Source organism: Brevundimonas denitrificans (genome assembly GCF_030160755.1).
GTDB classification, from domain to species: domain Bacteria; phylum Pseudomonadota; class Alphaproteobacteria; order Caulobacterales; family Caulobacteraceae; genus Brevundimonas; species Brevundimonas denitrificans.
In genome coordinates this window covers 16,091-31,885 of record NZ_BSOY01000031.1, presented here as the reverse complement: position 1 = coordinate 31,885, position 15,795 = coordinate 16,091, and the positions used below count along the sequence as shown (strand labels likewise).

The window sequence follows — 15,795 nt, the reverse complement described above, 5'->3', positions numbered from 1 at the left end:
CGGACCGGGCCTTGGCCTGGGCGACGTCGATCGAGCCGTACTGGACGTCGTCCATCCGCCCGAAGGCCACCAGCTCCCCCGACGGCTCGACCACCGCGATGGCCAGTCGGAAGCCGCGGGCGCGTCCCGCCTCTACGGCCCGGTCAACCAGCGCCTGCGCCGCCTCCAGCCCGATCGGCGCGCCATAGGACAGGGGCGGAGCCGGGGCGGCGGCCGGCGCGGCCGTCGGCGGCGTCTGCCCCCAGGCCGGAGCCGCGGTGGCCAGGACGGCCAGAACAAGGAGGAGACGTTTCATGTCGGCGCTTTCGATCAGGTTCAGCCAAGCTTGGAGGCGATGCCGCCACATCTCCGCCGGAAGCACAAGGGCCCGTCAGACCCGCCGGAACAACAGCATCAGATTGTTCGCCGGCATCCCGATCCGCCGCGTCAGCGCCAGCCCCTCCGCCTTCTCCGCCGCCGCCGCCGCGACCCGATCCCTCAGCCCCCAGGCCGGGTCGCGGGATTTCAGGCTCTCGTCGAACGCCGCATTCGACGCCGCCAGCGGAACCCCGGCCTCGCGATACGGCCCGTACAGGACCAGCAGGCCGCCGACGGCCAGCCGGCTGCCGGCCAGGGCCATCAGGCCTTCGGTCGCCGCCCAGGGGCTGATGTGGATCATGTTGATGCAGACCACAGCCTGCAACAGCCCCGCCGGCCAGGTCGCCGCGTCCAGCACGTCCAGCGCCAGCGGCGGGCTCAGGTTCGGCAGGCTCGCCGCCGCCGCCCAGGCTGCGATGCTGGCCCGCGCCTCGGCGCTCGGGTCGCTCGGCGTCCAGTCGAGGCCGGGCAGGGCGCCTGCAAAGGCCGCGGCGTGCTCGCCCGACCCCGCGGCGATCTCCATCACCCGCCCCCGGGCCGGCATGTGCGCTCTCAGGACCTCGAGGATCGGCCCCGTGTTCCTCGCCACGGCGGGCGAGGCGAGGGCGCCTCGGGGCGCGGCGGCGAGCGGGTCCATCGTCTGCATGGCCGCCCCGATACCCCGCCCCACGCCTCGCGGCGACCGGAAATATGCGGACCTCTCCGCGCGCTCCGCTCGCGAGAGGTTGAAACGTGCATCGGTTGACGCCGCGTCGCCTAAGATGTCATTCCGCGACTGAAACATTGCGTGATGCCACGCAAGGGAGAGCCACGGCGGCGCAGATCGCCGGGCGACGTTCAGGAGAGTGATTGTGACCGCATCCGCCATCCAGGGCCTTCACCCGGCTCCCACGAAACACGCCGGCCTCATCGCCTGGGTCGAGCAGATCGCCGCCCTGTCCAAGCCCGCCCGGGTCCACTGGTGCGACGGCTCGGAGGCCGAAAAGGCCGCCATCGTCGCCGATCTGATCGGCAAGGGCACGCTGCGCGAGCTGGACCAGAGCAAACGCCCCGGCTGCTACTACGCCGCCTCGGACCCCAAGGACGTCGCCCGCGTCGAGAGCCGCACCTTCATCTGCTCGGCCAATGAGATCGACTCCGGCCCGACCAACAACTGGGCCGATCCGGTCGAGATGCGCGCCCGGCTGAACGGCCTGTTCGACGGCTGCATGGCCGGCCGCACCATGTATGTCGTGCCCTTCTCCATGGGCCCGCTGGGCTCGGAGCTCAGCGCCCTCGGCGTCGAGATCACCGACAGCGGCTATGTCGCCATTTCCATGGGCGTCATGACCCGCATGGGCCAGCCCGTGCTGGACCTGATGGGCCGGGACGGCGTCTTCGTGCCGGCCGTCCACACCCTCGGCGCGCCGCTGGCCGAGGGCCAGGCCGATGTGCCGTGGCCGTGCAATGACGACAAATGGATCGTCCACTATCCCGAGACCCGCGAGATCTGGTCCTATGGCTCGGGCTATGGCGGCAACGCCCTGCTGGGCAAGAAATGCTACGCCCTGCGCATCGCCTCGGTCATGGCCCGCGACGAGGGCTGGCTGGCCGAGCATATGCTGATCCTCAAGCTGACCGATCCGAAGGGCCGCGCCAAATACGTCGCCGCCGCCTTCCCCTCGGCCTGCGGCAAGACCAATCTGGCCATGCTCCAGCCGACGATTCCGGGCTGGACCGCCGAGACCATCGGCGACGACATCGCCTGGATGCGCTTCGGCGACGACGGCCGCCTCTACGCCGTGAACCCGGAAGCCGGCTTCTTCGGCGTCGCGCCGGGCACCAGCCGCAACACCAACGGCAACGCCCTGGCGACGATGGGTTCGAACACCGTCTTCACCAACACGGCCCTGACCGCGGACGGCGACGTCTGGTGGGAAGGTCTGACGAAGGTGGCCCCGGAAGGCCTGACCAACTGGAAAGGCGCGCCCCACGACCCGGCCTCGGGCGAGCCCGCCGCTCATCCCAACGCCCGCTTCGCCGCCCCGGCCTCGCAATGCCCGACCATCGCGCCGGAGTGGGAGGACCCGAAGGGCGTGCCGATCGACGCCATCCTGTTCGGCGGCCGCCGCGCCTCGGCCGTGCCTCTGGTCACCGAGGCCTTCGACTGGGAGCATGGCGTGTTCATGGGCTCGTCGGTCGCCTCGGAAGGCACCGCCGCCGCCGAGAACGCCATCGGGACCCTGCGCCGCGATCCCTTCGCCATGCTGCCTTTCTGCGGCTACAACATGGGCGACTATTTCGCCCACTGGCTGTCGATGGGCGGACGGACCGAGGCGGCCAAGCTGCCGCGGCTCTATTTCGTCAACTGGTTCCGCAAGAACGAGGACGGCCAGTTTGTCTGGCCCGGTTTCGGCGACAACGCCCGCGTGCTGAAGTGGATCGCCGAACGCCTCGATGGCGAAGCCGAGGCCGTCGACACCCCCGTGGGTCGCGTTCCGACCCGCGAGGCGCTGGACCTGACCGGCCTGACCCTGTCGGACGCCGATCTTTCGACCCTGCTGGATGTCGATGCCGAGGTCTGGGCCGAGGAGGCCTCGCTGATCCCCGACTTCTACGCCCAGTTCGGCGACCGGCTGCCCGCGGCCCTGTGGAACCAGCACGCCGCCCTGACGGCCCGCATCGACGCGAACCGCGCCGCGGCCATCGCGGCCGAGTAGCGCTTGCATTCAGGCTGCGGGCGGCCGATCAGATCGCCCGTGGCTTCCTCTCCTGATGTAATCGTCATCGGCGCCGGCGTGCTCGGCCTCTGCACCGCGGCTGAACTGGCCGCGCGCGGCCACGCCGTGACCGTTATTGATCCGGGCGGACCGAACGCCTCCTCCATCGCCGCGGGCATGATCGCCCCGGCGCTGGAATCGCTGCTGGAGGATGTGACCGCCGACCGCGCCGCCTTGCTGAAGCGCGCCCGCGACCTGTGGCCGGACTTTGCGGAGACCCATGGCCTGAAGGTGCTGCGCGAGGGCGCAGACTGGCGCGGACCGGAACCCGACGGCGCGGCCGCCCGGCTCCGCGCGTTCGGATTTGACGCCCGGGTGAACCCGGACGGCCTGACCACCCCGGATGACTGGCGCATAGAGGTGGCGCCGGCCCTGAAGGCGCTGGCGCGGACGCCCGGTCTGACGATGGTGCGAGGCCAGGTCGTGCGCCTGACCGGGGACGCCCGTCGCTGGCGGGTCGAAGCGAGCGATGGCCGCGTCTGGTTCACCGCCACGGTGGTGCTGGCCACGGGCGCCGGGGAGTCGGTCGCCGGTCTGCCCGACCCTGTCGCCGCGGCGGTGTCCGCCATCACGCCGATCCGCGGCCAGCTGACATTCGTCGCCATGGCGGCCCCGCCCCGGGTGGTCAGGGGCCCCGGCGTCTATGCCGCGCCCTGCGAAGGGGGCGTGGTCATCGGCGCGACTATGGAGCCGGGGCGCCGGGATCTGGAGCCCGATCCGGCCGAGGCCGCGCGCCAGATCGCGGCCGGCCTGGCGCTGCTGGACGTGGTCGGAGAGATCGGTCCGACGCGCGTGGGCATACGCGGCGCGACGACCGACGGCTTGCCGCTGGCGGGCCCTTCGGGCGAACCGGGCCTGCACCAGGCCCTGGCCCCCCGCCGGAACGGCTGGCTGATGGGCCCCCTTGTCGCCCGGATCACGGCGGACGGAATCGAGGGCAGGCCGCCCTTGGCGGACGCCGCCGCCCTCGATCCGCTCAGGTTCGCCTGATCAGTCTTCCGGCAGGTTGAAACGCAGGTTGATGTTCACCCGCGATCCCTCCGCCGCACCGTTGACGGTACGTGGATTGACCCGGAAGTGGCGCGACAGTCCCTGCGCCGCCCGGCCGAAGCCGTAGCCGCCGGGCGTTTCCCGCGAGACGTTGCAGTCGGTGACCGCTCCGGTCGGCAGCACCAGGCAGTTCAGGGTCGCCGCGCCGGCCACTCCGGAGTTGAGCGCACGGTCCGGGTAGGCCCGCATCATCTGGTCTGCAGAGGGCTGGCGTGACCAGCTTGGGTTGGTGATGACCGCCGGCGGTTGTGGCCGAACCGTCTCGACCGGCGCGGCGTCCTCTACCGGGTCGGGTGAGACCGTCGCCGTCGTGATGGTTGTGCTGTCGGAGACCGTCTCGCCCTGCGTCACGAACACGGTTTCGGCATCGCGCGCCGGGGTCGTGGGTTCGTTGACCCGGGTATTGGGCGGGGCCGGTTCGACCGGTGTGGGCTCGGGCAGCGGCTTGGGCTCGGGCCGGACCATTGTGATGTCGAATGGATTCGGCTGCGCAGGGGCCTCAAGCACCGGCATTTCGAACCGCTGATAGTACATGGCCGCGCCGAGGCCGACGTGAGCCGTGACGACGATGCCGACGGCGACCCAGGTCGCTTTGGAGAATCGGGGCGTCTTGCGTTCGTGGAAGTCGATGGGGCTCACCAGTCCGGGGCCGCCCGCTGTCTTGATCATCATGGCCGTCTCATCCCTGTCTATCGCCGTCCCCACAGCGTCCCACGGGTAAGTTGAGCGCTGACCTGACGGCAAGTTTGGGGCGAGCCTCGCCTTGAAAGCGCCACCGTGGCGGCGCGGCGGGGCGAAGGTTAAGAGGTTGTGGACGCAACAATCCTTGTTAGGGTTTGATTAACCACGAACCCCCAGCGTCATGACTCATGAACGTCGGAGCGATTCCATCCGCTGGAGGAGTTGAGGCAGCCATTCGGCGCGCCTCAAACGTCACGGGCGTGGACGCTGACTTCCTGGTCCGGACGGCGCGTCGCGAAAGTGCGATGAATCCGTCCGCCCGGGCCCGAACCTCATCCGCGGCGGGCCTGTTCCAGTTCATCGAACAGACCTGGCTCGGGACGGTGAAGGCCCATGGCGCCAAGCACGGCTATGGTCAGTACGCCGACCTGATCTATCGTGGCGGGGACGGGCGTTGGCGGGTCGAGGGTTCGGCGCGAAACGTCGTGCTGGACCTGCGGTTCGACCCCCAGGCGGCCGCGACCATGGCGGCGGAGCTGACGGCGTCCAACGCCGCCTATCTGCGGGGCCGGTCCGGGCGCGAGCCGGGAGCGGGCGATCTCTACGCGGCCCATTTTCTCGGACCCGCGGGCGCGGCCCAGTTGATGGACGCCATGGACCGTCGGCCGGGAGCGAGCGCGGCGGCCCTGTTCCCTGAAGCGGCCGCGGCAAACCGGTCCATCTTCTACCGTGACGGTCGCCCCGCCACTGTGGCCGAGGTGCACGCAAATCTGCAGCGCAGCGCCGGAGACGGGTCGCCGGCCTCGGCGGCGGGTTCCCTGCCCGGCGCGCCGGACATGACCGAGCGGGACCGGATGCTGGCCGCGCGGCTCGACCGGCTGAAACAGGATCAGAGCCTGCTGGCTCTGCTGATGGGGCAGGACGGCGACGGCAAGAGCGGCGGCTTCGGCGGCGCCTTCGCTCCGGAAGCGAGCAAGAGCATCTGATCCCGAATCCGGCGATGGTGAACCGCCCGTTAAGGATGACGGGCTGATGTTGACCGGCAAAGCCTGGACCCGACCATGACCGCCTACCGAGCCCGCCTGACCGAGATCGACATCCGCCGCCTGATCAAGGCGACCGACGAGGACGAGCGCGCGGCAGCGGCCCACAAGCTGTGCCGCAGCATGGAGAAGGCGGAACTCCGCGACGAGGACCGCGAGGCGGCGCAGAAGATCCTGAGGATGCTGGCCCAGGATGCGGCGGAACTGGTCCGGCGGGCGATGGCCGTGACGCTGAAGTCTTCGGATCTGATTCCCCGCGATGTCGCCCGCAAGCTGGCGGCCGACGTCGACAGCGTCGCCCTGCCGATGATCAATTTCTCGCCGGCCTTCTCGGATGAGGATCTGATCGAGATTGTTCAGGCCGGATCGCCGCTGCGTCAGGTCGCCGTCGCCGGGCGGCCCGACGTCGGTCGCGATGTGGCCACCGCCCTGGCCGAGGTCGGTTGCGAACAGGCGGTGCGCACCCTGGCCGCCAATGACAACGCCGACGTCGCCGAAGCCGCGCTGGGGCGCTGCATCGACCGCTTCGGAACCTCGCCCGAGATCGTCGCCGCGATCGCCTACCGTCAGGTGCTGCCGTTGTCCGTGACGGAGCGGTTGGTTGAGCTGGCCTCCGAAGCGGTCCGGGAGCATCTCGTCACCCGCCATGCGGTGGCCCCGGAGACCGCAATCCGTCTCGCCGCCTTCGCCCGCGAGCGCGCCACGGTCGATCTGGTGGACCAGGCCTCGAGCCAGGCCGATCTGACCCAGTTTGTGGCCAAGCTGAATGCGCGTCGGGTTCTGACCGCCTCGCTCTTGCTGAGGGCGTTGGCGAGGGGACAGATGGCGCTGTTCGAACACGGGATCGCCGAGCTGGCGGGGACGCCGCACGCACGGGCCTGGCTGATGATCCATGACGCAGGACCGTTGGGTCTGAAGGCCATCTACGACCGGGCGGGCCTGCCGCCGCGTCTGTTCCAGGCCTATCGCGCCGGGGTCGATACCTGGCGCACCCTGCAGGCCGAAGGCGTGGACACCTCAGGCGACGCCTTCCGCCAGCAGATGCTGGAACGCTTCCTGACCCAGCGCCCGAACGCGCCGCGAGAGGATCTGGCCTATCTGATGGAACGGCTGGATCACGATCCGTTGCCGGCCAAGGCCCCGGTCCGCGTCGCCGCCTGACAGCAAAACGCCCGCCGGAGGCGGGCGTCAGCGTCGGTCCGGAACGGCGTCCGACTCAGCTCCGATGGTCTGCGACGCGCGCTTCCAGCGTTTCGGCCAGGATCTTGCCGACGGGATGATCGTCGGTCTGGATCTGGTCGCGGACGACGGCCTTGATCGCGTCGATATGGGCGTCCAGCAGGACGAGCGGAGCCGCCATGCGCTTGGCCGGATCGTCCATCATCTTGCAGAGCGAGCCGGCAAGGCGGGTCACCAGCGGATATTGGTAGGTGGTGCCCAGACCCTTCAGATCATGGGCGCGGAAATAGAGGGCTTCGGCCGTCGCGGCGTTGTAGCCGGAGGTGCGAATGTCGGCCTGGGCCTTGTCCAGCTTGACGATCTCGTCCTGCAGCCATTGTCCGAACTGCGACGACATCGCCTGCAAGGCCTGCTCGGCCTTGGCGATGGCGCCCGCGTCGATGCCGCCGAAACCTCCGCCGACCTTCATGCGAAGGGTGTTGGGCGGGCGAATGACCTGGGCCGGGTTGCTCACGGCTGACTCCTGCGAACGGACTGGAGCGACAGTCGCACTCACGTCATTAAAAAGCGGTGCACGTGCGTCAGGAAGCGAATTGTTCCGCCAGAACCCGCTCCTCGAACGACCGGCCGGCGTCGAACAGCATGGTCAGGGCGATGTCGCGGCGCTCCCTGACCTCGACACGGGCGACCCGCCGGATCTCGAGATCGTCGGCTGTGGCGCTGACCGGCCGCTTGTCGGGCTCAAGGACCTCGAAACACACCTTCGACTGGTGCGGCAGCAGGGCGCCGCGCCAGCGCCGCGGGCGGAAGGCGCTGATGGGCGTCAGGGCCAGCACCCGCGAGTCGAGGGGAATGATCGGCCCGTGAGCGGAAAGATTATAGGCGGTCGATCCGGCGGCCGTGGCCAGCATACAGCCGTCGCACGAAAGCTCCTCCAACCGGACGCGGCCATCGACCGAAATCCGCAGCTTGGCGCTCTGGCGGGTCTGGCGCAGCAGCGAGACCTCATTGATCGCCAGCCCGCTGTGCGCCTGTCCGGCCTCGGTCCATGCGTCCATCTGCAGGGGGTGGATCACCGCGCGTCCGGCGCCGGCCAGACGCTCAAGCAATCCCTCTTCCTCGAAATCGTTCATCAGGAAGCCGACCGAGCCGCGGTTCATGCCGAACACCGGAGTTCGCTGATCCATGACCGTGTGCAGGGTCTCCAGCATGAAGCCGTCCCCGCCGAGCGCCACAATGACCTGGGCGTCGCCGGGTTCGACGGACCCGTAGCGCGCGACCAGTCGTTCACGCGCCGCCTGGGCCTCGGGCCGATCCGAGGCGGAGAAGGCGATGCGGAGGGGGGCCGGCGCTGGTTCGGTCACGAATGCACGCAAGCCGAGCCCGGAGGGGAAGTCAAACGGCGGTTTGAAGCTCGCCGTGATCGGCGCCGATCAGAACCTTGAACGCGCGCGCCGCCGAGCCCTGCGACAGGGCGCCCCGGAGCCACACCGGCTCGCCCCGATCACCGGGCAGGGACTCGTTGAGCTTGCGCAATTCGACCAGCAGCGTCGGGAACACGGCCCGGTCGATTCCGACCGCGGCGCAGGCATAGTAGAGAGCTTCCGGCGTCGGCGCCGACAGAGCCGTGCGCACCTGTCCGACGGTGAACCCGCCCAGCGCGGACAGGCCGTGCTCGAACAGACTGAGCCGCTTTTCGCGCACCGCACGGATCAGCAGACCGGCGCGCAACTGCCCGGCGGACTGCAACTTGTCGATCAGTCGCCGCTCCATCTCGTCGCGGTCGCCCTGATCCACAGGGCCTTCCTCAGGAACGGGGGGCCGTATGACGCCCTCTACGGCGTCATAGACAGCGGCTCCCAACGCCTGCTCGTCGACGGTGAAGCGGGCGGCGATGGCCTGGCGCAACGCGGTCCCGACCCACTGGTAAAGCTGTTCAGCCAAGGCTTCAGTCAGCAGCGGATGCCGGGTGAGGGGCCCCCGCAGGGCGGCGATGCGACGGGAATGCTCAACCAGCCGCCGGACGCCCTCGGCGCTTATCTCGGCTGTCCGGTTGGTGGTGAGGGCCATAAGCACGGCCGGCTCCGCCTGGTCGATCACGGCGTCCGCGACCCGGCCGCTGATCCGGGGGCGGCGCGCGACCGCGATCTGGTGCTCCAGCGACGCCTCGATCAGCACACGCAACAGGTCTTCATCCTGCAGGATGGGGCTGCGCTCGAGTATGGGCCGGGCGATCTCGATTTCGTCCAGCGCCAGGACGTTCACCAAGGCCGCGGGCGCCCATTCAGCGTGAGCCAGTCTCTCCGAAAGGACTTTTCGCACCTCGCGTTCGGCCTGTCGGGCGAGAGTCAGGAATATTTCGCTGAGGACCGGAGACAGCTCTCCGGACGGCGGACAGGCGTCGCACAGGGCCACGACCCCCAGCAACAGGCGTTGGCGGGCCTCGATGCTGGAGTTGTGAGCCAGGGCCAACAGCTCGCTGGGCCGCGGCGCGGCGCCGGCGGTGCGACTGGCGGGCACGAGTTGGACGAGAACCACGGGCGTCTCCGGCGCGCCGACAACAGGTCAGCACAGGCGAAGCTAGGCCGGGGCCACTAAGACGCAGTTAACGGAAGCTGAATCTTGACGTCAGCCCCGCACGGCGCGAGCGTGCGCGGCCAAGTAGAACGAGGACCGGGACCATGGCCGACGGCGCCGCAGTTTCCTTGAAATCCAGGGTGTCGGAGGCTGAATGGGCCGCGCGCGTAGATCTGGCGGCCCTGTACCGTCTCGTGGCGCTGCACGGGTGGGACGACATGATCTTCACCCACATCTCCGCCCGGGTGCCGGGGCCCGAGCACCATTTCCTGATCAACCCCTACGGCTGGTATTTCGAGGAAATGACGGCCTCTTGCCTGGTCAAGGTCGATCTGGACGGCAACATCGTCCAGGACACGTCCAGCTTCATCAATCCGGCGGGCTTCACCATCCACTCGGCCATTCACGGCGCGCGCGAGGATGCGCATTATGTCATCCACCTGCACACCGTGGCCGGCGTCGGCGTGGCGGCGCAGACCGAGGGTCTGCTGCCCATCGGCCAGAACGCCTGCCTGCTGCAGCATCAGGTCGCCTATCATGGCTATGAGGGCCTGGCGCTGAACCATGAGGAACGCGAGCGACTGGTCGCCGATCTGGGCGACAAGCCGCTGATGCTGCTGCGCAACCATGGCACCCTGGCGGTGGGGCAGACGGCGGCGGCGGCCTGGATCGGGATGTTCTTCCTCGAGCGGGCCTGCGCCCAGCAGGTGGCGGCCCTGTCGGGAGGGCGTGAGCATGTGCTCTTTGCGCCGGAGGCGGCCCAGGCGGAAACGAAGGAGCAGGGCCGGGGCATCGGCTTCATCTCCTCCCTGGCCTGGCCGGGCGCCCTGCGGATGCTGGACCGGAAATCACCGGGCTACGACATTTGAGGTTCGCCGGCGGGCTTCTGGTCGCGTTGACCCTGCTGGCGGGGGCCGGACCCGTCGTGGCCGGTCCCTGGACCCAGGCGAGGGGCCACGGTCAGGTGATCGTCAAATACGAGGATATGCGGGCCGAGCGAGGGTTTGACCCGGACGGCTCGCTCGCGGACCTGCCGGGGGAGCGCCGAGACACGGTCGCGGGGGTGTTCGCCGAGTATGGGGTGACCGACCGGCTGACCGTGCAGTTCAAGGGCGACTGGCAGTCGGGCGAGGACGCCTTTGTCGACTATGACGGGCGGGGACCGCTCGAAATCGGGGTCACCTGGCAGGTGTGGCGGGACGAGCGCGCGGCCGCCAGCCTGTACGCGGGCTACGCCGACGGCGGGGAGGGGCGCAACGCCGGCTACGCGGCCCCCGGCGTCGGCGACAGCGACTGGGAGGTGCGGGCCTCCGTCGGTCGCTCGTTCGGCGGCTCATCGTCCGGTGGATTGGGCCGTTGGGGTCCCAGCGGTTCTTTTATCGATCTGCAGGCCGCGCGGCGGATGCGACAGGGGCTGCCGGACGAGACCCGGATCGACGCAACCGCAGGCGTGCACCTTACCGATGACTGGATGGTGCTGGCGCAGGCTTTCGGCGGGCAAGCCGACGACGGCGGGCCGCGCTGGTTGTCCGTCGAGGCGTCTGTCGTTCGCGACTTCGGCGACTGGAGCCTTCAGGCAGGCTGGCGGCAGGCCGTCGCGGGCCGCGAGACCCCCGAAAGCGGCGGCCCCGTCATCGCCCTGTGGCGGCGGTTCTGAGCGCGACATTCAGGCGCGCCTTTTGGCGACGGAAACCGGAACAGCTTCCGTTACAAGAGCTTTAGTTGCGCCGCAGGCGTGGGCCGCCCAGTCGGCTCGTTCATTCACCAGAGAGCCTCCGCGTGATCAAACGCCACTTCTTCCTCGTCGCCGCCGCCGTCCTGCTGGGCCTGATGATCGTGGCCGTCGTGCTCAGGATGGCCTTCGCCGGCGATGAGAAGGCCGGCGGCGGTCCGGGCGGACGGGGCGGCCCCGGCGGCGGCCGGGGTCAGACGGTCTCCGAAGCGGTCATCGGCTCGCGGTCCTTCACCGATGAGATTCGGGTGCTGGGCGTGGCGCGGGGCCGGCGGTCGGTGAACATCACCTCCTCGACCAGCGAGCTGATCACCCGCGTCCTGTTCACGGACGGCCAGAGGGTCTCGGCGGGTACGCCCCTGGTCGAACTTCAGGCGCGTGAGGAAGACGCCGGCATCATCGAGGCGCGGGCCGAGGTCGCCCAGGCGCAACGCCAGTTTGACCGCTACAAGACGCTGGCGGACCGGGGCATCGCGCCGCGCGTGACGGCCGAGGACGCGGAAACGGCGCTGGCGACGGCCCGGGCCTCCTTGACGGCGGCACAGGCCCGGCGGGGCGACCGCCTGATCCGGGCCCCGTTCGCGGGCGTCCTGGGGCTCAGCTCCGTGACGGCTGGCACGCTCGTCAATCCGGGGGGCGTCATCACGACCCTGGACGACATCGACGTCGTGCGGGTCGATTTCCCGGTGCCCGAACGCTACCTCGGGGTTCTGCGCGCGGGGACGCCGATCCGGGCGACGATCGACGCCTATGGCGATGAGGCCTTCGGGGGGCGGATCGCCCTGATCGACACCCGTATCAATGAGCAGACACGGGCCGTGACCGCCCGCGCCGAAATCCCGAATCCCGGGGCTCGCATCCGGCCGGGCATGGCCGTGCGGGTCGCCGTCCAGCAGGGCCAGCGCACCGCGCCCGCGGCGCCGGAAGCGGCCGTCCAGTATGAGGGCGACGGCGCCTTCGTCTATCGCATCGCGCGGGGCGACCGCGGCTCCACCGCCCAGCGGGTCGAGGTCGAGACCGGTTCGGTCGAAGGCGGGTTCGTCGAAATCCTGTCCGGACTGAACGTCGGCGATCGCATCGTCGGTTCAGGCCTGAACCGCATCCAGCCCGGAGCGCCTGTTCGGGTGGCCGGGCAGGGCGGTGGGCAGGGCGGAGGTCGCCCCGCTGCGGCGGCCGCTCCGGCGCGGGGCGCCGCCCAATGATGCTGTCCGATCTCGCTGTCCGCCGTCCGGTATTCGCGGCGGTCGCGGCCATCGTTCTTTGCGTGATCGGGGCCGCGGCCTTCTTCTTCCTGCCCGTGCGGGAACTGCCTGATGTGGACCCGCCGATCGTTTCGGTCAGCACCAGCTACGCCGGGGCTTCGGCCGAAGTCATCGAGAGCCGGATCACCGAGCCGATCGAGCAACAGATCGCCGGCATCCAGGGCGTCGAGCGGATCAGCTCTTCCAGCCGCGACGGCCGCTCGAACGTCTCGATCGAATTCTCGCTGGACCGCAATATCGACGACGCCGCCAATGATGTGCGCGACCGCGTGTCGCGCGTCGTCGGCCGTCTGCCGGACCAGGCCCAACCGCCGGAAGTGTCCAAGGCCGACACCGACAGCCAGCCGATCATGATCCTGTTCCTGCGGTCCACGGCCATGAACCGGCTTGAGCTGACGGACTACGCCGACCGCTATCTGATTGACCGGCTGGCGACCGTGCCGGGCGTGGCCCAGGTGCAGATCTATGGCGAGCAGCGCTACGCCATGCGCATCTGGCTGGACGCCGCCGCGCTCGCCGCCCGGGGTCTGACCGTCACCGACGTCGAGTCCGCCCTGACGGCGCAGAATGTAGAACTCCCCGCCGGCCAGCTGGAGTCGGGACAGAAGGACTACACCGTCCGGGTCGCGCGCACCTATGCGCGGGCCGAGGACTTCCGCCAGCTGCCGATCGGCACCCGCGGCTCGGGAGCCGTCGCCGCCGCCCAGACTGGCAGCGCCACGGCCCTGCCCAGCGGCGCGTCCGGCGCCATCCAGGGCCAGTCCGGTTATGTCACCCGGCTGGGGGACATCGCCCGCATCGTCGAGGCCCCGGCCGAGGACCGGCGCCTGTTCCGGGGCAACGGGCAGGACCAGATCGGTCTGGCCGTCACCCGTCAGGCCCAGTCCAACGACCTGGCCATCTCGGAAGGCGTGGAGGCGATGCTTGAGGAGGTGCGGTCCAGCCTGCCGGAAGGGACCGAACTGGTCGTCGGGTCGGACAACTCGGTCTTCACCGCCCACGCCATCGATGAAGTCTGGATCACCATCGGCATCTCGCTGGCCCTGGTGGCGCTGGTGAACTTCATCTTTCTCGGCAGTATGCGGGCGGCGTTCATTCCGTCGATCGTGGCTCCGATCTGCCTTCTGTCGACCTTCATCATCCTGGCCCCCCTGGGCTTCTCCCTGAATCTGTTGACCCTGCTGGCGATGGTGCTGGCCATCGGCCTGGTGGTCGACGACGCTATCGTGGTGACCGAGAACATCCAGCGCCGTCTGGACCATGGCGAGCCGCCGCTGGTGGCGGCCGAGCGCGGGGCGCGGCAGGTGTTCTTCGCCGTTGTGGCGACGACCGTGGTGCTGCTGGCGGTGTTCGCACCCCTGTTGTTCCTGCCCGGCTATGTCGGTCGCCTGTTTGTGGAACTGGCGGCGGCGATCGCGGCCGCCGTGGCCTTCTCGGCCTTCCTGGCGCTGACGCTCTCTCCCATGCTGGCCTCGCGCATCCTGCGGCCCGCCAGCAGCAGCGGATGGGTCGCCCGCAAGGTCGATCGCGCCATGGAGGCGCTGCGCAATTCGTACCAGAACTCGCTTCAGGCCCTGCTCGGCAAGCGGATCGCCGTCGCCGGCGTGTCGGTGTTGATCCTCGCCGTCGCCGGCGGCGCGGCGGCCATGTTCCTGACCCTGCCCAACGAGCTCGTGCCGGCGGAAGACCGCGGGCGGGTGCAGATCCGGGTCCAGGGGCCGGAAGGCGCGGGCTTCGACTACACCCGCAACATCATGATGGGGATCGAGCCGATCCTCGCCGAATACAAGGCCAGCGGAGAGGCCAGCAGCTATCTGATCTCCGCCCCAGGTTTCGGCGGCGGCAGCTTCAACTCGGGCAACGGCAGCCTGATCCTCAGCGACTGGTCGGAGCGCGACCGTTCGGCTGACGAGATCGCCCAGGAACTGAACGGCAAGCTGCGCGGCCAGACCGACGCCCAGGTCAACGCCTCGGTCCCCGGCGCCTTCCAACGCGGCGGCGGCAATTCCAACTCGATCGAGATGGTCGTGACGGGCGCTGAATACGAGGACATCTACAACTGGCTGCAGCCGGTGCTGGCCGCCTCGCTCGAGAACCCCGGCCTTTCGCGGCCGCGCCTGAACTATGAGCCGAACGCCCCGCGCCTGCTGGTCGATGTCGATCCCGAGAAGGCGGCGGCCCTTGGCGTCTCGTCACAGGCCATCGGCCGGACGCTGGAGACCATGTTCGGCTCGCGGCGCGCCACCACCTATCTGCGCGGCGGTCAGGAGTATGACGTCATCCTGCAGACTGAACGCGCCGACCGCCGCAGCGTCGCCGACCTCGAGGCCCTGTATGTCGCGACCGGCTCGGGGCAGCTGGTGCCCCTGTCGGCGGTGGTCACGACCGAGACCTCCGGCGATACGCCGGACCGGCGGCGCCTGGATCGCCAGCGCGCCATTTCGATCTCGGCGGACCTCAACCCCGGCACGACCCTGGTGGATGCGACCGAGTTCATGACCCGGGTCGCACAGGAACAGCCTCAGGGCGTGGTCACGACCCAATGGGGCGGCGCGGCGCGGGATCAGCAGGAGGCGGGCGGGGCGGTCGCCGCGGCCTTCGGCCTGGCGCTGCTGCTGGTCTTCCTGGTGCTGGCCGCGCAGTTCGAAAGCTGGATCACGCCGGCGGTCATCATGCTGACCGTGCCGCTGGCCGCCGCCGGGGGCCTGTTCGGCCTGGTGATGGCGGGGTCCAGCCTCAACATCTACAGCCAGATCGGCCTGATCATCCTGATCGGCGTGGCGGCCAAGAACGGCATCCTGATCGTCGAATTCGCCAACCAGCTGCGCGATCAGGGCCGCTCGATCCAGGAGGCGATCATCGAGTCGTCAACCCTGCGGCTGCGCCCGATCATCATGACCTCGATCGCCACCGCCTTCGGCGCCTTGCCGCTGGTGCTCTGGCAGGGCGCGGGCGCCGGCAGCCGTCAGACCATCGGCGTGGTGATCTTCTCCGGGGCCATGTTCGCGACCCTGCTGACCCTGTTCGTCGTGCCGGTGATCTATGGCGCGCTGGCGCGCTTCACCCGGTCGCCGGAATACACCGCCCGCAAGATCGAGGAATGGGAAGCCCAGGAAACCACGGCCAACGACGCAGTGCCGGCGGCGGCGGAATAG

Annotated in this window: 14 protein-coding genes; 8 read left to right on the top strand and 6 right to left on the bottom strand. The window is 69.5% G+C overall.

Translation table 11 applies throughout. The annotated features are described in order from the left end of the window. Both QQJ79_RS08375 and QQJ79_RS08370 read right to left on the bottom strand, forming a co-directional pair. Positions 1–295, bottom strand: a 295-nt coding sequence (locus tag QQJ79_RS08375; protein WP_284222473.1) for a GlcG/HbpS family heme-binding protein, incomplete at its 3' end; no start/stop codon positions are given. A 75-nt stretch (positions 296–370) separates the two neighbouring features. Then, on the bottom strand, positions 371–1,003 hold the full coding sequence (locus QQJ79_RS08370; RefSeq protein ID WP_284222472.1) for a DUF938 domain-containing protein: 633 nt from the start codon (positions 1,001–1,003) through the stop codon (positions 371–373). Between the two features lie 205 nt (positions 1,004–1,208). Here QQJ79_RS08370 and QQJ79_RS08365 point away from each other — a divergent pair, with 205 nt between their 5' ends. Next, positions 1,209–3,056, top strand: a complete 1,848-nt coding sequence (locus tag QQJ79_RS08365) for a phosphoenolpyruvate carboxykinase (GTP) (RefSeq protein WP_284222471.1) — start codon at positions 1,209–1,211, stop codon at positions 3,054–3,056. Positions 3,057–3,095: 39 nt separating this feature from the next. Continuing rightward, positions 3,096–4,106: an NAD(P)/FAD-dependent oxidoreductase gene (locus tag QQJ79_RS08360; RefSeq protein ID WP_284222470.1), complete on the top strand. Its 1,011-nt coding sequence runs from the start codon at positions 3,096–3,098 to the stop codon at positions 4,104–4,106. Here the strand turns inward: QQJ79_RS08360 and QQJ79_RS08355 are convergent, their stop codons facing one another. Continuing rightward, entirely contained in the window at positions 4,107–4,838 is a 732-nt protein-coding gene (locus QQJ79_RS08355; protein WP_284222469.1) for a TonB family protein, read from the bottom strand. Between the two features lie 197 nt (positions 4,839–5,035). Here QQJ79_RS08355 and QQJ79_RS08350 point away from each other — a divergent pair, with 197 nt between their 5' ends. Then, the gene (locus tag QQJ79_RS08350) at positions 5,036–5,833 is read left to right on the top strand and encodes a transglycosylase SLT domain-containing protein (protein ID WP_284222468.1); all 798 of its coding nucleotides are present in this window, start codon (positions 5,036–5,038) and stop codon (positions 5,831–5,833) included. 75 nt (positions 5,834–5,908) lie between these two features. Beyond that, on the top strand, positions 5,909–7,051 hold the full coding sequence (spbR, locus tag QQJ79_RS08345) for a SpbR family protein (protein WP_284222467.1): 1,143 nt from the start codon (positions 5,909–5,911) through the stop codon (positions 7,049–7,051). 55 nt (positions 7,052–7,106) lie between these two features. Here spbR and QQJ79_RS08340 read toward each other — a convergent pair whose 3' ends face one another. The 3 genes from QQJ79_RS08340 to QQJ79_RS08330 form a co-directional block, all read right to left on the bottom strand. Continuing rightward, a complete protein-coding gene (locus QQJ79_RS08340) occupies positions 7,107–7,583 on the bottom strand; it encodes an Hpt domain-containing protein (protein ID WP_284222466.1) in 477 nt (158 codons plus the stop codon). Between the two features lie 67 nt (positions 7,584–7,650). Beyond that, positions 7,651–8,433 carry an NAD kinase gene (locus tag QQJ79_RS08335; protein ID WP_284222465.1) on the bottom strand — a complete coding sequence of 261 codons (783 nt, stop codon included), beginning with the start codon at positions 8,431–8,433 and terminating at the stop codon, positions 7,651–7,653. 31 nt (positions 8,434–8,464) lie between these two features. After that, entirely contained in the window at positions 8,465–9,607 is a 1,143-nt protein-coding gene (locus QQJ79_RS08330) for a DUF2336 domain-containing protein (protein WP_284222464.1), read from the bottom strand. 143 nt (positions 9,608–9,750) lie between these two features. On the opposite strand from QQJ79_RS08330, the gene QQJ79_RS08325 reads away from it, so the two are divergent. The 4 genes from QQJ79_RS08325 to QQJ79_RS08310 all read left to right on the top strand — a co-directional run bounded on the left by QQJ79_RS08325 (position 9,751) and on the right by QQJ79_RS08310 (position 15,795). Beyond that, a complete protein-coding gene (locus QQJ79_RS08325; RefSeq protein ID WP_284222463.1) occupies positions 9,751–10,515 on the top strand; it encodes a class II aldolase/adducin family protein in 765 nt (254 codons plus the stop codon). Beyond that, positions 10,512–11,303 (top strand): hypothetical protein, encoded by a 792-nt coding sequence (locus QQJ79_RS08320; protein WP_284222462.1) that lies wholly within the window; start codon positions 10,512–10,514, stop codon positions 11,301–11,303. The genes QQJ79_RS08325 and QQJ79_RS08320 overlap by 4 nt, the downstream gene beginning before the upstream one ends. A 122-nt stretch (positions 11,304–11,425) precedes the next feature. Then, entirely contained in the window at positions 11,426–12,580 is a 1,155-nt protein-coding gene (locus QQJ79_RS08315) for an efflux RND transporter periplasmic adaptor subunit (protein ID WP_284222461.1), read from the top strand. Beyond that, positions 12,580–15,795: an efflux RND transporter permease subunit gene (locus tag QQJ79_RS08310; RefSeq protein WP_284222475.1), complete on the top strand. Its 3,216-nt coding sequence runs from the start codon at positions 12,580–12,582 to the stop codon at positions 15,793–15,795. The genes QQJ79_RS08315 and QQJ79_RS08310 overlap by 1 nt, the downstream gene beginning before the upstream one ends.

Coding starts and splice junctions, on each gene's coding strand:
- QQJ79_RS08370 (WP_284222472.1), bottom strand. CDS start 1,003: ATGCAGACGATGGACCCGCTCGCCGCCGCGCCCCGAGGCGCCCTCGCC.
- QQJ79_RS08355 (WP_284222469.1), bottom strand. CDS start 4,838: ATGATGATCAAGACAGCGGGCGGCCCCGGACTGGTGAGCCCCATCGAC.
- QQJ79_RS08350 (WP_284222468.1), top strand. CDS start 5,036: ATGAACGTCGGAGCGATTCCATCCGCTGGAGGAGTTGAGGCAGCCATT.
- spbR (WP_284222467.1), top strand. CDS start 5,909: ATGACCGCCTACCGAGCCCGCCTGACCGAGATCGACATCCGCCGCCTG.
- QQJ79_RS08325 (WP_284222463.1), top strand. CDS start 9,751: ATGGCCGACGGCGCCGCAGTTTCCTTGAAATCCAGGGTGTCGGAGGCT.
- QQJ79_RS08310 (WP_284222475.1), top strand. CDS start 12,580: ATGCTGTCCGATCTCGCTGTCCGCCGTCCGGTATTCGCGGCGGTCGCG.